The sequence below is a fragment of the Chitinophaga parva genome (assembly GCF_003071345.1).
GTDB classification, from domain to species: domain Bacteria; phylum Bacteroidota; class Bacteroidia; order Chitinophagales; family Chitinophagaceae; genus Chitinophaga; species Chitinophaga parva.
Window position 1 is genome coordinate 1112679 of the sequence record NZ_QCYK01000001.1, and the last position, 16542, is coordinate 1129220.

Sequence of the window (16542 nt, forward strand, 5' to 3'; positions counted from 1 at the left end):
CTGATGCCTGCCTGTGAAAGGCCTTGCACCTGATGCCATCCAGAGATGGCGGTACCCGGGCGGTGCAAAAATATTGAAAGCTGCCAGATTATTCAAAAACCACTATCTTTTGCCCTGCCAGCTCCATATTTTGTACACTGCAACATAAAATAAATATGCGCAACACGCGTTAGGAACTGGTCCTGGCTATCGCACAACCCTAGCTCTAATGAAGAAAGTCAAGTACTTTTATAATACACAAACGCTCAAATATGAAAAGCTCGTCACCTCGGTGCGGGTGAAAGTGTTCCGCGTGGTGGGCTTCCTGTCTGCCGCTATTGTTACCGGCTTCCTCTTCCTGGCAGTATCTTTCAAATTCCTGGATTCTCCCCGTGAAAAAACCCTCCGCCACGACCTGGCCGCCATGAATGAGCGATACGAGGCCCTGCAGAGCAATATGAAAGAGGTGAAGGGGCAGCTTACGGAATTGCAGCGGCGCGACAATGATATTTACCGCGTGATCTTTGAGGCCTCTCCCATCCCGGACAGTTCCAGGGCGGGTGCCAGGAGTGAAGAACAACTGGTACAGGACGAATATGCAAACAACAGCGACATTGTAAAATCCACCGGCATCCTGCTCCAGGAGCTGCTGCACCGCATTACCGTACAGGAAAGATCTTACAAGGAAATAGATGACCTGGTGAAGAACAAGCAGAAAATGCTGGCTTCCATCCCCGCTATACAACCGGTATCCAACAAGGAATTGAAACGCATTGCCTCCGGCTTTGGTTACCGCATTGACCCGATCTACAAAACAGAAAAATACCATAGCGGGCTTGATTTTGCCGCCCCCGCCGGCACACCCATTTACGCCACCGGCGACGGCACCGTGGAAGATGCCAGCCAGGCGGCCGTGGGCTACGGTAACCACGTGCTTATTAACCACGGCTATGGTTATAAGACCATGTATGGCCACATGCTGAAGATAAAAGTGCATGACGGCGAAGTGGTAAAACGCGGCGAAGTGATAGGCTGGGTGGGCAGTACCGGCAAAAGCACCGGCCCGCACTGCCATTACGAAGTGATCAAGAACGGGGAAAAAGTAGACCCGGTATATTTCTTCTTCAGCGACCTTACGCCAGACCAGTTTGACGAAATGCTGAAGATAGCCCGCTCCGGCAACCAGTCATTTGACTAGCGGTTTGCGGACGTTTTCCTGTACATTTGTTATTGGAACTCACCCATAAACGCAACGCCATGATGCACCAATTGGACCTTTTTGGAACAGACCCACCACCGCCGAAGCCAGCCCCGGTGGCCACGGCCGACGGAAAGGATGCCCCTGTGCTGGCGGCTACGCCGGGCTTAGCCAGTCCCAAGAAGCGTGGGCGCAAGTCGCTCAAGGAGCTGGCAGACGATCCGCACGTGATCCGCGACCTGGACAAGGTGAACCTGGATAAGCAGTACTATCCCATCAGCGAGGTGGCTGCCATGTTCAAAGTGAATGCCTCCCTGGTGCGCTACTGGGAAAATGAGTTCGACATCCTCCAGCCAAAAAAGAACCGCAAGGGAGACCGGCTGTTCCGCCAGGAAGATATCCACCACCTGAAATTAATTTACCACCTGCTACGGGAACGTAAATATACCATTGAGGGGGCCAAGCAAAAATTGAAAGAAGACAAGAAACTGGCCGCCCGAAATTTTGAGATGGTACAGGCTTTGCTAAAGGTGAGGGGATTCCTTACAGAATTGAAAGATCAACTTTAGATTGATAAATTGTTGAATTGATCCCGCAATCTATCAATCTAACAATGTAACATATAAATCATGTTTATGCGACTGAGTCATTTATTACTTGCTGCAGGGTTGCTGTTCGGAGCTACTGCATCTTTTGCACAGACCAACCAGCCTTTTACTGAAAGCCGCACCGCCGAAGGGGTGAAAGTGCTGAAAGGCAAGCCCACACTCCAGACCTTCATGAGTGATTCTGCCTTCCGTTGGTTTTACACCGGTGTAAACCGTTACCAGCCCAATACCGCCGCTGCCGTGGATTTCCTGAAAGCAAAACGTGAGAAATTCAATATCACCGTGATCATTGGCACCTGGGATGCTACCAGCCAGGAAGCATTTCCCAAGCTCACCAAAGTACTGCTGCAGGCCAGCTATCCCGCAGAGACCATGGAAATTTTCTGCGTAGACCAGCACGACGAAGCCGGCGTTACGGTACCTTACAAATTCAAGAAGATACCCACCGTGGTGGTAAGCCGCAATGGCAAGGAAGTGGGCCGCATTGTAGGTGATCCTACTGCTTCCAACTATGAGACCGAGCTGTCTAAAATTGTTTTTGACGCTACGCGCAATGACAAGCCCGATCCTAATTCTACTTCTTCCATGCAGTGATTTTTACCGCAGGCTATATTAAGAAAGGCGCTCCTGTCCGGGAGCGCCTTTCTTATTGCCGTTATGTTTTTTATGCAGGCCGCTTGCTGCCAGGATCTATTATGATCGTTTTGGTAGCGGGCAGTTTCACGCTTTCCTTTTCCAGCGCACGGATGATCTGGATATTCACCTCTTCCCGCAAAGCCAGGAAGGGCGCAGCTTCCAGGATCATGGTCAGGTAGATCACCTGTATCACGTACGTGTCTTTTGAAAACTCCTGCAGGTTTACCTGGAAGCCTTCATTCACGCGGGCATCTGTAACCAGGAAGCCGCGTATGCGTTTGATCACCGCCAGTATTTTATCTGCCGGCGTATCACTGTCCAGCTCCAGGCGCAGCTCCACCCGGCGCAGGGTGCGCAGGGTCAGGTTGTCTACAATGCTGTCTACCATCTGTTTGTTGGGCACTGTTACAAAAGTTTTATCCACCGTGCGGATGCGGGTGCTGCGCAGGCCGATCTTTTCCACCTCGCCCTGGTAGCCGTTCACCTTCACCGTGTCCCCTACATGGAACGGCTTGTCAGAAAAGATGATGAAAGAGCCGATAAGGTTTTCAATGCTTTCCTTGGCAGCCAGTGCCAGCGCAGCCGCGCCTATGCCCAAACCCGCCACCAGTTTTTCTACCAGCGAGGGACCAAAGAGCAGGCGTATCATCCAGATGCAGCCCAGCACCATGAGGATGGCCTTGAAAAAATCTTTGAAAAAGATGATGAACTGATCGTCAGTTTTGTCCTGCGTGGCGCGGCTCTTGGTGTGCAGCACCAGGGATACAAAGTCCACGATGCGCAGGGCGATCCAGATCACCGCCGATGCAAAGGCGATGTTGAACACCAGCGTGAGGAACTGTTGCAGGGTGAAGACGTGTTGCTCCCCGGCCTCGCCCTCGCCGCGGTACAGCACAAAATTAAATTCGGCCGGAAAATGGAAATGGTTCACCGTGAGCATGAACACGGAGAGCAGCAGGAAGAACTCGATGGGGCGCAGTAGCAGGTCTACCAGGTCTTTACGGTGAATGAGCGTGGCCCATTTTTTTATAACGCTGAAAAAAAGCGTGGCCAGCGCGCGGGACAGGGGGCGGCGCACCGCCCATATGATCAGCAGCACGGCTACCAGGATCGTGTAGTCACGCAGGCTGTTACCAAAGAATTGCCGCGAAAAGAATTCGTGCATATGGAGATCAATATAATTTACGGGAAATGTCTTCCGCCACCAGCACTACACCTGGTTGCTTGCCTCTTTCAAAACTGCCGTAGCGGTCATCGATCTGCAGGGCTTTGGCGCCATTGAGCGTGGCCCATTGCAGGATGTCTTCCAGGGGAATGCCGGGGTATGCCTCCCGGATGGCGGCTATTTCCGCCCACATGGACAGCTGGTGATTAGACGCCAGGCTGTCTGTACCCATGGTAATGGTGCAGCCGGTGCGCATCAGCAGGGGAATGTCTGCCACCTGTTTTTCAATATACAGGTTTGCATTCGGGCATACGCACCAGTAAAGGGTTTGCGGCTGCTGTTGCGCAAAGCGTATATCCGTTTCTGTTGTAAATGTATTGTGCACCAGGATCACCTGGCTGTTGTCATTGAAATAGGGCAGGCAGCTCTGGAGGCTGTTCTTGCCGGTAGGCGCAAAGCCGGAAATATCCATCCCGAAGTGGCGGAAAAAGTCCAGGAAGGCGCCGGTCTTGTCCAGGTACAAACTGGCTTCGGCCAGGGTTTCCTGGTTGTGGATGGTTTGCAGGGCATTGCCTGGCAGGCTGGCCAGCAGGTTAAACAGGGCCTTGCTCACGGAGTAGGGCGCATGGGGCACAATGCTGCTGCGGTGTTGGGGGCCGTCAATGGCCCGGAACTGTTCCAGCACGGCCAGCGACTGTTCCAGGCGCTGGGGGGCACCGGCGGGTATAAAGCCCATGGTTTCCACGAAGGTGTGAAAATACAGGTGGCTGTGCTGCTTCAGCGCCAGGGTAGCGGGGGAATTGCAGATGTCGCCCACGGCTACCACCCCTTCTTCTATCATGCGGGCGGCGGCCAGGGTCATGGCTTTCAGCGGGTCGGAGCCCCCGTTGCGCTTTTCCATCACGGTTTGCAGGAAAAGGGGCAACCCGGTACCTTCGGGTATTACGCCCTGCATGTGGGAAAGCTCCAGGTGGCAATGCGTGTTCACAAAGCCCGGGGTAAGCATCCCGATGCATTCTGTAATGCCCAGCCCGGCATCTTCCGCGTCCAGCAAGGCTTCCACGGTACCATCTGCCTCCAGCACCAGCACTTTGCCGTGCAGCATGTGCTGCCCGTCAAAGATCCGGTCTGCCTTTAATTTGATCCAATCTGACATACTCCTGTTTATTTAAAACAATGATCTTAATTTTGCACGGGGAAAAACCCTTTCCCCGTCAAAGATAATTATGATAGACAAACTGGATAATATAAAAGGCCGTTTTGACCAGGTATCCATGGCCCTCACCAACCCGGATGTGGTGAGCGACAACAAACAGTTCAGTAAGTTGAGCAAGGAATACCGCCAGCTGGAAAAGATCGTGCGCGCGCGAGACCAGTACCTGAAGTTGCTGGAGGCGATCGCCTTTAATAAAGAAGTACTGGAAAGCGGCGATGATGAAATGCGGGAGCTGGCCAAAGAAGAAACTGAGGCCCTGCAGGAGCAGAAGGTAGAACAGGAAGCCGCCATCCGCAACCTCCTTATTCCCAAAGACCCGCAGGACGAACGCAACGCCATCCTGGAAATACGGGCCGGTACCGGTGGAGACGAAGCCGCCCTCTTTGCCGGCGACTTGTTCCGCATGTACCTGCGCTACTGTGAGCTGAAGGGCTGGAGCACCTCCCTGCTCAATGAAACCGCTGGTTCTGCCGGTGGTTACAAGGAAATTGCATTGGAAGTGAATGGAGACGATGTATATGGTACCCTGAAATTTGAATCCGGCGTGCACCGCGTACAGCGCGTGCCAGCCACGGAAGCCTCCGGCCGTGTGCACACTTCTGCCGCTACGGTAGCCGTGCTGCCGGAGCCGGATGAAGTGGAAGTGGACGTGCGGGATGCCGATATTAAAATGGATACCTTCCGCTCCTCCGGTGCGGGCGGCCAGCACGTAAACAAAACCGAGTCTGCCGTGCGCCTCACCCACATTCCCACCGGCGTGGTGGTAGAATGCCAGGAAGGCCGCAGCCAGCACTCAAACCGGGAGATCGCGATGAAGATGCTGCGTACCCGCATTTACGAAGCCGCCGTGCGCAAACATGAGGAAGCCATTGCCTCCCAGCGTAAATCACTGGTGAGCACCGGCGACCGGTCTGCCAAAATCCGTACTTATAACTTCCCCCAGGGCCGCGTTACAGACCACCGCATTGGCATGACCATTTATAATATGGACGCCTTCCTGAACGGTGAGATCACAGAAATGCTGGAAGCGCTGCAGTTTGCTGAAAACGCGGAAAAGCTGAACCAGGGCGGCATGTAAGAGCTATTGTAAACTTAACCTTACCGGCTATACGAGAAAAAAAGCTGCAACATGCGGCTTTTTTCTTTTCCGTTATGGGCTGAAATGTAACTCCTTAGCCAATTTCCCGACTTTGGCAACATATTTGATTTCTTTGATTTCGCTATTTTTGACCTCAACTTAAACTCGTAAACGATGTTGAAATTTAACTCTATGAAAAACGGTAAAACGTTTATGGCCTGGGCACTGGCTGCACTGATGATCTCAGGCGTAGGCTGTAAGACTGTTCAGAATGCAAATAACACGCAGAAAGGTGCTGCGATCGGTGTAGGTGGCGGTGCTGCCGCAGGTGCCATCATCGGTAAAGTGGCAGGCAATACGGCGCTGGGCGCCATCCTGGGTGCAGCGGTAGGCGGTACTGCCGGTGTACTGATCGGTAAAAAGATGGATAAACAGGCCCAGGAAATTAAAACAGAGATCCCGAACGCAAACGTAGAGCGCGTGGGCGAAGGTATCAACGTTACTTTCAGCAATGGGGTGCTGTTTGCCTTTAACAGTGCAGACTTAACTTCTACTGCGCAATCCAATATTCAACAATTGGCCCAGATTTTGAATAAGTACCCCGACACGTACGTACGCGTTGAAGGTCATACAGACAGCACCGGTACTTTAGCGTATAACATGGGCCTGTCTGAGCGCCGCGCAAAGTCTGTAGCAAATTACCTGGCTACACAGGGCGTTTCCGCCAGCCGCATTCAAACGTTCTGGTATGGTCCTACCCAGCCGAAGGTGGATAACCTCACCGAAGCACACCGTGCAGAGAACAGGCGCGTTGAGTTCTCCATCTATGCAAATGATAAGCTGAAGAACGACGCTAAAGTGGAAGCACAAAAACAACAATAACAAACTTTTTATTTCTCATAAGCAGTATATTTTGATAATCCCTCCGATTTCTCGGAGGGAATTTTTTTTGTCCTACCGCATAAAAAAAAGCGACCGCACTGCATGTACGATCGCTTTTAAAATATCAGTCTGTGCTTTTTACCTACGCCTCCTTCGGCCTGTTGAACAACCAGCTAAAAATAACAGCACCGGCCAGTGCACCCAGGGAGTCTGCAAGGAAATCTGTCATATCAAAACTGCGGCCCTGGGCCCAGTATCGCTGGATATATTCAATGGCCAGCCCGTAAGCGGCGGATGCCAATACCAATAAAACCAGGTTGGTGATGGAAACCCGTTTTTTGCGCCAGTAGTTACCCAGGGCAAAGAGGAATACCGTCATCCCAAACAATATGAAGTGCACCACCTTATCGGGGTGAAATCTTTCCCACCAGCCTACGTTGGGAATGTCTTTACCGGGAAGTGTGCAGACCCAAAGGATGAGCAGCACCCATGCAATGGCGGGCAGGTAAAAGCGGATAGATCTCATGTAAAGGCCTCCTCCGTTATTCGCCTACCAGCGCTTTGTACTGGTCTGCGGTGAGCAGGGCGTTAATGTCTTCGGGGTTGGAAACGGTCATCTTTACCATCCAGCCTTGGCCATAGGGGTCGGAGTTTACCAGTTCAGGCTCGCTTTCCAGGCCACCATTCAATTCATTGATGGTGCCGGCCACCGGCAGGAACAGGTCGGATACGGTTTTCACTGCTTCTACAGTGCCGAATACTTCTTCCGCAGCCAGGGTTTTACCAACGGAAGGAACGTCTACGAATACAATGTCACCCAGTTCGCGCTGCGCAAATTCAGTGATACCGATAGTGGCGGTGTTACCTTCTAAAGAGATCCATTCGTGGTCCTTGGTGTAACGGAGGTTGGAAGGAAAGTTCATAATTAATGATTGATTTTGAGCCGTAAAATTAAAGGATTGTCCTGATAAAAAACGCATTTGCCGCAAGGCGCCGGTAATTACAACCCAATGTACCCCGTAAAGTCAATGCCAGCAAGGCATAACACTAAAAGAACAACCACTTCTTTTTCAACCTTATTTTCATAGGCACATCGGTGAGCGGGCGGTCATTTTTATCCGTAGGCTGCCCGGCAATGCTGTCTATCACATACATGCCTTTTTCCACGATGCCAAACACGGTATAGTTCTGGTCCAGGTGGGGCGTACCGCCAATGGTCTTGTACACCGCGCGTTGTGCCGGCGGGATCTTGCGCCCGTGCAGGCGACCGTTTTCCAGGCTGTCCAGCCCCGCATCGGTAAATACTTTGCCCTGCACCAGGTAAAACTGGCAGGCAGAGGAAGCCTTGTCTGGCCGGTCATCGCGGGCGGCGGCCAGCACGCCTTTACGGTGAAAGAGGTTGGGGCGGAACTCCGCCGGGATGGTATATCCCAGGTCTCCATTGCCCAGCTCCTGGCCAGGTTTGGCGTGCTTTGAATCCGGGTCTCCACCCTGGATCATAAAATGCAGGATCACCCGGTGGAACAGTGTACTGTCAAAGAAATGCCGGCGCGTAAGCTTAATGAAATTGTCACGGTGCAGGGGCGTTTCATCGTACAGCCGCACCACCATAGTGCCATAGGGCGTGATGATCTTCACTCGCCGGTGCCTGGCGGAAAGGCCCGTGCACAGCAGTATACAGGCCATGAGGAGGTAGAGGTGCTTCATGAGGGGAAATGATTGTTCCAGGTTCCAGGTTTTAGGTCCTAGGTCTTAAGTCCTAGGTCTTAGGTCTTGGGTCCTGGTTTGTTTTGAATGATAACAGAATAATTTGGCAGCATCGTATCGTAATTGAAAAGAATGTACTTAAGACCTAGGACTTAAGACCTAAGACCTAAGACTTAATACAACTCCTTCTTCATCAACCAGTCCGTATCGTCCTGTGCTCCCACGCGGAAAATGTGGGTAGCAAATTTTTCAAATCCTTCTTTGATGTAAAATTTCTGGGCAGGTTCATTGTTCTCGAAAACGCCCAGCCACAGGGTTTTGATGCCTTCAGTCTTTGCGATCCCGTAGGTTTGCTGGAAAAGCAGGGTACCAATGCCTTTGCCTTTAATATCCGGGTGTACGTAGATCTGCTCTATCTCCATGACGGGGCCGGGCAGGGGGCCGCCGTGGTCCGGCTGTTTATGCAGGTTGAGGGTGAGGAAACCTACGGGCAAACTGCCATCCATGGCCAGCCAGCACAGGGTGCCCGGGCGTTCCAGTTTGCGGGCAATGGCTTCCGGTGTCTTGTAAGCCTGCATATAGGTCTCAAAGTCTTCCGCCGTATACAGGTGGCGGAAGGTGCTGGCCCAGGTGACATGCTCCAGGGCTACCAGCTGGTCCAGGTCCGCCAGGGTGGCTTGTTTTAGCGTGATCATTCTGTAATGCCTTCAATATCTTCTTCGGCCTCAAAGTAGGCGATGATGTGTTCCTTGATAAAAAACTCCTGTTCCAGCAGGCCGTTCATGGGTGGTACGGGCTGCAGTACTTTAAAGTGGGGCCATCCGTCTGCGTCCAGGCCGTCCGGGGCGTAATAGCCGCTTTGGGCCAGCAGGGTGCACATGGCCACGTGCATGAGGTCCTGTTTTTGTTCCTTGGTATATTTCGTTTTGAGTTTACCGATCTCGTTCAGCCCAATGAGGAAGAGCATAGCCTCCATATTGGGCTTTTTGCCGAAGCGCTCTACCATGAGCTTTTCAACTTTATGCCAGCGTTCTATGAAATTATCTAACATGTATGGGATGTCGTGGTTTAAAAAATATTGCTCCTGCAAATTTATGGCTAAATATCGAGCACCTTTACTAAATTGGCGCAGCAGGTTGGCGGCCAGGGCGGTATGGTCCGGCGCCGGCCAGTGGCAAAAGCGTGAAAACCAGCCACAGTGCTACATTTAACAGCATTTTAACGGCACAGGTTCCTGGGGCCGGGGCCGTTTTGTGGGCAAATCGCTTATTTTAGCAACTCCGAAATATAACTGCATGGAAAATACATCGACCGACATCAAACAATTAAATGAAAAGATCCATCAGGCCAGCGCTTTTGTAGACCTGCTGAACATGGAACTGGGAAAAGTAATTGTGGGACAGAAATACATGGTAGAGCGCCTGCTCATAGGCCTGCTGGCCCAGGGTCACGTGTTGCTGGAAGGGGTGCCCGGCCTGGCAAAAACACTTTCTATCAAATCGCTTGCTTCTGCTATCAATGCAAAGTTTGCCCGTATCCAGTTCACCCCGGACCTGCTGCCGGCAGACGTGGTGGGCACCATGATCTATAACCAGCAAAAGAATGAATTCGTGGTACGCCGCGGTCCCATCTTCGCCAACTTTATCCTGGCGGATGAGATCAACCGGGCCCCGGCAAAGGTGCAAAGCGCCCTGCTGGAAGCCATGCAGGAACGCCAGATCACCATTGGTGAAAACACCTTTAAGCTGGAGGAGCCTTTCCTGGTACTGGCCACCCAGAACCCTATTGAGCAGGAAGGTACATACACCCTGCCCGAAGCGCAGGTAGACCGTTTCATGCTCAAGGTGGTGATCGGCTATCCCACCAAGGAAGAGGAGCGCCACATCATCCGCCAGAACCTCAATCCCGAAGGCCAGCCCAAGATCAATCCCGTGATAGATCCGCAGGACATCCTCAATGCCCGCAAGCTGGTAAGGGAAGTGTACATGGATGAAAAGATTGAACGCTATATCCTCGACATCGTATTTGCCACCCGCAATCCTGAAGAATACAAACTCAATAAACTGAAGCCGCTCATCGCTTACGGTGGCTCCCCCCGTGCCAGCATTAACCTGGCCTGGGCTGCAAAGGCATACGCCTTTACCAAACGCCGTGGCTACGTGATCCCGGAAGATGTGCGCAACATCTGCTTTGATGTAATGCGCCACCGCGTGGGCCTCACCTACGAAGCGGAAGCAGAGAATGTAACCAGCGAAAACATCCTGAGCGAAATTCTCAACGCGGTAGAAGTGCCATAAGCGGCAGCTGCCCTGCGGTTGGAAATTGTTTTTTGGAAATTGATTTAAGAAATGGACACTTCCGAGATACTTAAAAAAGTAAGACGCCTGGAGATCAAGACGAAGGGGCTTACCAATCATATCTTTGCGGGCGAATACCATAGCGCCTTCAAAGGCCGGGGTATGTCGTTCAGTGAAGTGCGGGAATACCAGTTTGGGGACGATGTAAGGGCCATTGACTGGAATGTGACGGCGCGTTTCCATCACCCGTTCATCAAGGTGTTTGAGGAAGAGCGGGAGCTCACGGTGATGCTGCTCGTGGATGTAAGTGAAAGCTCATCCTTTGGTACACACCAGCAGCGCAAGCGCGATCTGATCACGGAGTTGTGCGCGGTATTGGCATTTTCCGCCATCAATAATAACGATAAAGTAGGCGTGGTCTTTTTTAGTGACGGCCTCGAAAAATACATCCCGCCTAAGAAAGGTAAATCACATATCCTGTTCATTATCCGGGAGCTGCTGAGCTATAAGCCCAAAAAGAAAGGCACCAACATCACCGAAACCCTGCGCTTTTTTAACAATGCCGCCAAGAAACGCAGTATCGTTTTTGTACTCAGCGATTTCCTGGCCAATCCCAATTACCACGACGCCCTCAATATTGCCGCCAAACGGCACGATGTGATAGGGCTGCATGTGTATGACCAGCGCGACAAAGAGTTGCCCGCCGTAGGCCTCATCCAGGTGAAGGATGCCGAAACGGGCCAGCAGCAATGGATTGACACAAACGATAAGCAGGTGCGGGATTACTACCAGCACCAGTTTACCCAGCACGCCCAGTACTGCCGCAACGCTTTCCTGAAAAGCGGGGCAGACCTGATGAGTATCCGCACGGATGAGGATTATGTGAAGGCGTTGCAAACCTTTTTCATGAACAGGAGTTAAAACCAACGAGCCCGCAGCAGCAACATGAGCAAACAACGTATCCAATTTTTTTTCATAACAATGGCAGCCTTCCTGGGGCTGTCTTTGCGCGTTACTGCCCAGCAACTTTCCGTACAGGCCAGCACAGATACCAGCCATATCCGCCTGGGTGAGCCGGTGAAAATGCAGGTGGAAATTAAAGTACCGGCTGCGCTCAAAGGCTACCAATTGAGCCTGGCCATCCTGCCCGATTCTTTTGAGCACTTTGAAGTGGTGGACCGCGCTAAACTGGATACCCTGGCGCCTACAGCCGAATATGCAGGTATTTTCCGCCAGACCACTACCATTACCAGTTTTGATTCCGGCCGCTGGGTCATCCCGCCCATCAAGTATGAGCTCATCCGCCCCGACCAGACGGTAGATTCCGCCTTTACGGAGCCATTGACCATTGATGTGAACACAGTGCAGGTGGATACCACCAAGGCATTCAAGCCCATCAAAAGCGTGCGCGGCGTGGCCTGGAACTTTATGGACTACATCTGGTATTTTGTGATAGGTGCTGCCGCTATGCTGATCATCGGTTTCCTGGTGTGGTGGTTCTTTATCCGCAGGAAAAAAGCACCCGCCGTGGTAGTGCCGCCCGCACCCACGGAAACGCCCTACCAGGTGGCCATCCGCGAGCTGCACACCCTGGAAAAGGACAAGCCCTGGCACCAGGATGTGAAAGCTTACTATACTACGCTCACCGATGTGCTGCGTAATTATTTTGAACAACAATTCAAGATCGCGGCCCTGGAACAAACCAGTGCCGAGTTGCTGCAAAATATAAAACCGGTCACCATCCTGAACCAGCAGCGTGATAAGCTACAGGCCATCCTCACCGTGGCAGACCTGGCCAAATTTGCGAAGCTGCAACCCGCTCCGGAAGACCACGAGGACTGCCTGCAAAAGGCCATTGCCATCGTGGAATGGACCAAGCCCAAACCTCCTGCTACAGCGGATGCGGATAAAAAGAACGGTGAAAAATAATTGCCAGCGCTACATTGATTTTTTGGAATAAAGAACGATATGGATTTTTCGATCTGGAAAAATATTGAATTTGCTTACCCGGAGTTCTTCTGGTGGTTGCTGCTCATCCCGTTCATGATCTTTTGGTACATGAAGAAGCAGCGCAACCGGCAGGGCGTGATGGCCGTGTCTTCCGTGCAGGGGCTGCGGGGACTGCCTGTGTCCTGGAAAGTGCGCTTCCGCCCCGTGTTGCTGGCCCTGCGCATCCTGGCCTTTGCCGCCCTGGTAGTGGCGCTGGCCCGGCCCCAAACCTCCAATACTTCCGAGAACATTGACAGTGAAGGGATAGATATTGTGCTAAGCCTGGATATTTCCGGCAGTATGCTGGCCCAGGACCTGCAGCCCAACCGTATTGAAGCCGCTAAGAAAGTGGCGCAGGATTTCGTGGACCGCCGTATCAGCGACCGCATAGGCCTGGTGATCTTCTCCGGTGAAAGCTTTACGCAGTGCCCTATCACCACCGATCACGCGGTGCTGAAAAGCCAGATCGCACAGGTGAAGAGCGGCATGCTGCAGGATGGTACCGCCATTGGTATGGGGCTGGCCACCGCGGTAGACCGCCTGCGCAGCAGCAAGGCCAAAAGCAAAGTGATCATCCTGCTCACAGACGGCGTGAACAACACCGGCCTGGTAGACCCGCTCACCGCACTGGAAATAGCCAAGGCGTTTAAGATTCGCGTATATACGATCGGGTTAGGTACCATTGGCAAAGCACCCTTCCCCATGACAGCGCCGGATGGCTCTGTGCAGATGCAGATGATGGATGTACAGATTGATGAAGCCCTGATGAAAAAGATTGCTTCAGAGACCGGCGGCATTTATTACCGCGCTACAGACAACAGCTCCCTGCAGGATATTTACAATAACATTGACAAGCTGGAAAAGACCAAGGTAGAGGTTACCTCTTACAAACGCTACGCAGAACATTTCTTTCCCTTTGCCATCCTGGCGCTGGTAAGCCTCCTGCTGGAAATGCTGCTGCGGTATACGGTGTTTAAGAGTTTGCCGTGATTTTTGAGCGCCACAGCAGTATTAAATACACGAAGACATTTTAAGTGCAGCAGGCCGGCCCTGCTGCATTTTTCTTTTCCGGCAAGTGCCATACCCATACTTAATACCTATTTTTGCACCCATGGAGGCAAGGATCTATAAATCTACCGGCAGCTGGTATGTGGCCAAGGGCGCGGATGGTACCACGTTCAAGGCACGCATGAAGGGGGTGTTCAAGAACAAGGACATCACTTCTACCAACCCGGTGGCAGTGGGTGATTACGTGGAAATTGAAATGGAGCAGGGCGATGCCATGATCACCGGCATCCACGACCGGCGCAACTATATTGTACGGGAATCGCCGCATGGACGTGTAAAAAAACACATCGTTGCGTCTAATATGGACCAGGCCATCCTGGTGACCACCGTAGCCTCGCCCCGCACCTCCCAGGGCTTTATGGACCGTTTCCTGGTTACGGCCGCCGCCTATCACATCCCGGTGATACTGCTGTTCAACAAAAAAGACATTTACAGGGAAAAAGAGATAGAACAATACGCCTTGTACGAAGATATGTACAGCGAGATAGGCTACACCGTGCGCCTGGTCTCCGCTACGGATGCCGTGGATATTGCCATGGTAAAGGATCTGCTGGCGGGCAAAACCACCCTGCTCAGCGGGCATTCCGGCGTAGGGAAGTCCACCCTGATCAATGGCGTGCTGCCTGCGTCACAGCTGAAAACCCATGCCGTGAGCGGCTGGAGCGGAAAAGGCCAGCATACCACCACCTTTGCAGAAATGTTTGACCTGGAAGACGGCGGCAGCCTCATAGACACACCGGGCATCCGGGAGCTGGGCATCGTGGATATTGATAAAGCGGAGCTGTCCCATTATTTCCTGGAAATGCAACCCTATATTTCCCAATGCCGGTTCAGCAGTTGCCTGCATCTCAATGAGCCAGGATGCGCTGTGAGAGCGGCAGTAGACGAGGGTAAGATCTACCCCGAGCGCTATGTGAGCTATGTTACCATCCTCTCCACGCTGGACGATAAGGGATATTGATGGTCAACGTATACTCGTTATCGTTAGTCCTCTTTCAAATACGGAACATCCGCATTGCCTCCGGGCGTTTTCATATATCGTATAGGTGTCTTAGCTATACCATAGTATTCAAATACAATAAGCCCGGGTACCTCCGGGCGTTTTAAAATTTCATATAGGCTTCTCCGTTATACCGTGACGGTATGCTTTGCCGGCATTGGCACAAAGGATGTTTTGCTGCCTTTCTTGGGCTTACTCATTTCTTCCAGCACTTTCTCTGCGCCCCACTGGCTGCGCGGCTGCGGGCATCCTACTTTATTGGAGCGGCAGGCCGCCAGGATGTCCAGCACGATCAGTAAAACAATAGCAATTGATTTGCGCATAACACTTAGAATAGGGTTTTCTGATGCTGTGCCCTGCGCGTTTGCGCACGGTCCTGTTTGGAGTAAAAGTTCACACCTGGACAGCCTGTTTTGCTGGAGGCGCAGGATGCAAACGTGGTAGCCACAATGGCGGCCAGCAGCAGGAGCGCCGTCACTCTTTTCATAGGATAGGATTTTCGTTGCCTACAAATATAGTGAAAATTCCTAAAGTGTGTCCAGTGCCTCCAGGATCAGGGCACAGGCGGTTTTTACCTCCGCTTCGCTAATGATCAGCGGGGGCGCAATGCGCAGGCAATCAGCGGCAAACAGGAACCAGTCTGTAAGCATGCCTTTCTCAATACAGTAGTCGATCACTTTCTTATTTGCCGGGAAATCATCCAGTTGCACAGCCATCATCAGTCCCGCGGACCTTACTGTTTTAATGCGCGGGTGCCGGAGCAGGTGATGAAACAGCCGCTCTTTTTGCGCCACTTCCCCGATCACACCGGAAGAGAGCAGGGCCTCAAAGCCCGCCAGGCCTGCAGCGCAGCTGACGGGGTGCCCGCCAAAAGTGGTGATATGCCCCAGGACCGGGTTATGGGTGAGCACCCACATCACTTCCCGGTCTGCCACAAATGCGCCCAGGGGCATGCCCCCGCCCAGCGCCTTGCCCAGGGTAACGATGTCCGGCACAATGCCGTATTGTTCAAAGGCCCAGAGGGTACCGGTGCGGCCCAGGCCACATTGGTTCTCGTCAAAGATGAGCAAGGCCCCTGTTTCCGTACAGCGGGCGCGCAGGGCCTGCAGCCAGGCGGCATCCGGTTTGCGCACACCGGCTTCGCCCATCACGGTTTCCAGCATCACGGCGGCAGTGCGCGCTGTGATCTGGAGAAGGTCGTCCATATTGTTCTGGCGGATATGACGTGTCTCGGGCAGTAGCGGGCGGTAAGCGGCCCGCATGGATTCTTCCCCGATAAGGCTGAGCGCCCCCTGGGTGGAGCCATGGTAAGCGTTTTCAAAGCCAATGATCTCCGGGCGGCCCGTGTAGCGCTTGGCCAGTTTCATGGCGCCTTCCGTGGCTTCTGCGCCGGAGTTGGTAAAATATACGGAGTTGAGCGTTGCCGGAAGGTGTTGGGTGAGGGTATACGCATAGGCCACCTGGGGCGACTGCACCAGTTCTCCATATACCAGCAGGTGCATATAGGTGGCGGCTTGCTCCTGGATGGCTTTTACCACGGCGGGATGGCAGTGGCCCATGTTGCACACGCTGATGCCTGCAATGAGGTCCAGCAGGCGCTTTCCATTGGCCTGGTACATATACATACCTGCTGCATGCGTGATCTCCAGCGCCAGAGGCGCATCGGAGGTCTGGGCCACATGCCGCAAGAAAAGTTGACGGTTATTCATTGCGCTTTAT

20 protein-coding genes are annotated in these 16542 nt (G+C 52.7%); 10 read left to right on the plus strand and 10 right to left on the minus strand.

The features are described from left to right. Positions 1–208: 208 nt before the first annotated feature. The 3 genes from DCC81_RS04830 to DCC81_RS04840 all read left to right on the plus strand — a co-directional run bounded on the left by DCC81_RS04830 (position 209) and on the right by DCC81_RS04840 (position 2379). Positions 209–1177, plus strand: a complete 969-nt coding sequence (locus DCC81_RS04830; protein WP_108685452.1) for a M23 family metallopeptidase — start codon at positions 209–211, stop codon at positions 1175–1177. 59 nt (positions 1178–1236) lie between these two features. After that, a complete protein-coding gene (locus tag DCC81_RS04835) occupies positions 1237–1746 on the plus strand; it encodes a MerR family transcriptional regulator (protein WP_240612898.1) in 510 nt (169 codons plus the stop codon). A gap of 66 nt (positions 1747–1812) precedes the next feature. Next, positions 1813–2379, plus strand: coding sequence for a TlpA family protein disulfide reductase (locus DCC81_RS04840; protein ID WP_133177543.1), 567 nt, complete (start codon positions 1813–1815; stop codon positions 2377–2379). A 70-nt stretch (positions 2380–2449) separates the two neighbouring features. Here DCC81_RS04840 and DCC81_RS04845 read toward each other — a convergent pair whose 3' ends face one another. Further along, positions 2450–3586 (minus strand): mechanosensitive ion channel family protein, encoded by a 1137-nt coding sequence (locus DCC81_RS04845; protein WP_108685454.1) that lies wholly within the window; start codon positions 3584–3586, stop codon positions 2450–2452. Between the two features lie 7 nt (positions 3587–3593). Continuing rightward, entirely contained in the window at positions 3594–4742 is a 1149-nt protein-coding gene (locus DCC81_RS04850) for an amidohydrolase family protein (RefSeq protein ID WP_108685455.1), read from the minus strand. Positions 4743–4812: 70 nt separating this feature from the next. Here DCC81_RS04850 and prfA point away from each other — a divergent pair, with 70 nt between their 5' ends. Next, positions 4813–5880: a peptide chain release factor 1 gene (gene prfA / locus DCC81_RS04855; protein ID WP_108685456.1), complete on the plus strand. Its 1068-nt coding sequence runs from the start codon at positions 4813–4815 to the stop codon at positions 5878–5880. 192 nt (positions 5881–6072) lie between these two features. Continuing rightward, positions 6073–6762, plus strand: coding sequence for an OmpA family protein (locus DCC81_RS04860; RefSeq protein ID WP_108686464.1), 690 nt, complete (start codon positions 6073–6075; stop codon positions 6760–6762). A 142-nt stretch (positions 6763–6904) separates the two neighbouring features. Here DCC81_RS04860 and DCC81_RS04865 read toward each other — a convergent pair whose 3' ends face one another. From DCC81_RS04865 to DCC81_RS04885, 5 genes are all read right to left on the minus strand, one after another. Continuing rightward, positions 6905–7288: a VanZ family protein gene (locus DCC81_RS04865; protein WP_108685457.1), complete on the minus strand. Its 384-nt coding sequence runs from the start codon at positions 7286–7288 to the stop codon at positions 6905–6907. Between the two features lie 16 nt (positions 7289–7304). Next, the gene (gene gcvH / locus DCC81_RS04870; protein WP_108685458.1) at positions 7305–7685 is read right to left on the minus strand and encodes a glycine cleavage system protein GcvH; all 381 of its coding nucleotides are present in this window, start codon (positions 7683–7685) and stop codon (positions 7305–7307) included. A 124-nt stretch (positions 7686–7809) separates the two neighbouring features. Then, positions 7810–8469 (minus strand): peptidylprolyl isomerase, encoded by a 660-nt coding sequence (locus tag DCC81_RS04875; protein WP_108685459.1) that lies wholly within the window; start codon positions 8467–8469, stop codon positions 7810–7812. Between the two features lie 173 nt (positions 8470–8642). Beyond that, positions 8643–9164, minus strand: coding sequence for a GNAT family N-acetyltransferase (locus tag DCC81_RS04880; protein WP_108685460.1), 522 nt, complete (start codon positions 9162–9164; stop codon positions 8643–8645). Next, positions 9161–9520, minus strand: coding sequence for a hypothetical protein (locus DCC81_RS04885; RefSeq protein ID WP_108685461.1), 360 nt, complete (start codon positions 9518–9520; stop codon positions 9161–9163). The genes DCC81_RS04880 and DCC81_RS04885 overlap by 4 nt, the downstream gene beginning before the upstream one ends. Positions 9521–9764: 244 nt before the next feature. Here DCC81_RS04885 and DCC81_RS04890 point away from each other — a divergent pair, with 244 nt between their 5' ends. The 5 genes from DCC81_RS04890 (at position 9765) to rsgA (ending at position 14784) form a co-directional block, all read left to right on the plus strand. Then, the gene (locus DCC81_RS04890; RefSeq protein WP_108685462.1) at positions 9765–10766 is read left to right on the plus strand and encodes an AAA family ATPase; all 1002 of its coding nucleotides are present in this window, start codon (positions 9765–9767) and stop codon (positions 10764–10766) included. Between the two features lie 51 nt (positions 10767–10817). Continuing rightward, positions 10818–11687 (plus strand): DUF58 domain-containing protein, encoded by an 870-nt coding sequence (locus DCC81_RS04895; RefSeq protein ID WP_108685463.1) that lies wholly within the window; start codon positions 10818–10820, stop codon positions 11685–11687. Positions 11688–11747: 60 nt separating this feature from the next. Then, positions 11748–12695: a hypothetical protein gene (locus tag DCC81_RS04900; RefSeq protein WP_108685464.1), complete on the plus strand. Its 948-nt coding sequence runs from the start codon at positions 11748–11750 to the stop codon at positions 12693–12695. A 39-nt stretch (positions 12696–12734) separates the two neighbouring features. Beyond that, positions 12735–13745 (plus strand): vWA domain-containing protein, encoded by a 1011-nt coding sequence (locus tag DCC81_RS04905; RefSeq protein ID WP_108685465.1) that lies wholly within the window; start codon positions 12735–12737, stop codon positions 13743–13745. Between the two features lie 121 nt (positions 13746–13866). Next, a complete protein-coding gene (rsgA, locus tag DCC81_RS04910) occupies positions 13867–14784 on the plus strand; it encodes a ribosome small subunit-dependent GTPase A (RefSeq protein WP_108685466.1) in 918 nt (305 codons plus the stop codon). Between the two features lie 167 nt (positions 14785–14951). Here rsgA and DCC81_RS04915 read toward each other — a convergent pair whose 3' ends face one another. Genes DCC81_RS04915 through DCC81_RS04920 form a run of 3 tightly spaced genes read right to left on the minus strand, consistent with a single transcriptional unit; the run spans position 14952 to position 16532 of the window. Further along, positions 14952–15146, minus strand: coding sequence for a hypothetical protein (locus DCC81_RS04915; RefSeq protein ID WP_108685467.1), 195 nt, complete (start codon positions 15144–15146; stop codon positions 14952–14954). 5 nt (positions 15147–15151) lie between these two features. Further along, the gene (locus DCC81_RS25500; RefSeq protein ID WP_165806437.1) at positions 15152–15310 is read right to left on the minus strand and encodes a hypothetical protein; all 159 of its coding nucleotides are present in this window, start codon (positions 15308–15310) and stop codon (positions 15152–15154) included. Between the two features lie 40 nt (positions 15311–15350). Further along, complete coding sequence (locus DCC81_RS04920; RefSeq protein ID WP_108685468.1) at positions 15351–16532, minus strand: aspartate aminotransferase family protein; 1182 nt, start codon at positions 16530–16532, stop codon at positions 15351–15353. Positions 16533–16542: the final 10 nt, after the last annotated feature.